2 protein-coding genes are annotated in these 1,480 nt (G+C 76.3%); both read right to left on the bottom strand.

What is annotated here, in order from left to right; translation table 11 throughout:
* Positions 1-674: D-alanyl-D-alanine carboxypeptidase family protein (locus AB0J52_RS40275; protein WP_500188459.1), on the bottom strand; the 674-nt coding region annotated here is incomplete at its 3' end.
* 109 nt (positions 675-783) lie between these two features.
* On the bottom strand, positions 784-1,480 hold a 697-nt coding region (locus AB0J52_RS40270), incomplete at its 5' end, for a sensor histidine kinase (protein ID WP_500188458.1).

Genomic DNA, 1,480 nt, shown 5'->3' with positions numbered 1-1,480 from the left:
GCCGCGACGACCGCCCGCAGCGCCGGCTCCCCCATCGCCGCCCTGGCCAGCCGGAGCTGGTCGGCGGCCGTGCTCACCGTGCTGGACTCGTAGCCGCTCGCGCCGGTGTAGACGGTGTCGCGCATGCCCAGCCGCCCGGCCGCCGCGTTCATCTTCCGGACGAACGCCTCCTCCGAGCCCGCGTCCCAGCGCGCCAGCAGCCGCGCGACGTTGTTCGCCGACGGCAGCAGCATGAGCTGGAGCATCCGCCGCAGGCTGAACCGCTGCCCCTCCCCCAGGAAGACCGTCGACTCGTCCCGGTTGCCCGACTCGCTCGACGCCGTCCGGTCGATCGTCAGCAGCGGCCCGTCCTCGCCCGCCCGGAGCGGATGGTCCCGCAGGACGACATAGGCCGTCATCACCTTGGTGACGCTGGCGATGGGCACCCGCTTCTGCTCGCCACCGGTGACCGGCCCGCCGAGTCCGTCGATCTCGACGGCCGCCTGCCCGGTCTCGGGCCACGGCAGCCCGAGCCGGTCCCCCGGCCCCGCGCCGCCGGTCCCCGGAGCCGGCCCCCGGCCGAGGACGAGCGCGAACCCCACGCCCAGCAGTCCGACGAGCACCAGGCCGATCACGGCCGCCGGGCCGAACGCGAGCGGACGGCCGCGCCGGGGGCGCGGAGGAGAAGACGTCACAGCATGCCTCCCAGGGAGCGATGCGCGGCTCTCGCGCACATCGATCACCCTGGTCACCGCGGATGTCGGCCCCGCCTAAGCCGTGTAGCGGCCGGCGCTCGACCGTGTATCAGCCTTGTATCGCCGGAAGGCGGACGGTCACGAGCGCGCCCCCGTCCGGGGCGTTCGCGAACAGCAGCCGTGCGCCGATCACGCGCGCCTGGCCCGCGGCGATGGTCAGGCCGAGGCCGTGGCCCCGGCCGCGTTCGGGCGTACCGGTGCGGAACCGGCGCGGGCCCTCGGCGCGCAGCTCGGCGAGCAGTTCGTCCGGCAGCCCGGGCCCGTGGTCGCGGACGGTCAGCACGACCTCCCCGGCGCGTCCGCCGTCCCCGGCGCCCGGCGCGACCCGCACCTCGACCGGCCCGCGGCCGTGGCGGTGCGCGTTGATCACGAGGTTCGCCACGATCCGGTCGAGGCGGCGCGGGTCGGTCTCGGCGACCGGCGCTCCGTCCACCACGACCCGCGCGTCCAGGCCGGTGCGCCGCACCGACTCGGCCACGACCTCGCCCACCGGCACCGGGGCGGGATCGGGGTGCTCGACCCCGGCGTCCAGCCGGGAGATCTCCAGGAGGTTCTCCACCAGCGCGCGCAGCACCCCGACCCGGTCCCGGACGAACCCGGTCGCCTCCCCCTCGGGCAGCAGCTCGGCGGACGTCACCAGCCCCATCAGCGGCGTGCGCAGCTCGTGCGCCACGTCGGCGGTGAAGGACCGCTCGGCGCGCAGGCGCTCCTGGAGGGCGGCCGCCATGGTGTCCACTGCCGCCGAC

Source organism: Spirillospora sp. NPDC049652 (assembly GCF_040675125.1).
Classification (GTDB): Bacteria; Actinomycetota; Actinomycetes; order Streptosporangiales; family Streptosporangiaceae; genus Spirillospora.
The sequence above is the reverse complement of the archived record's forward strand: the minus strand, read 5'-3'. Positions and strand labels throughout refer to the sequence as shown.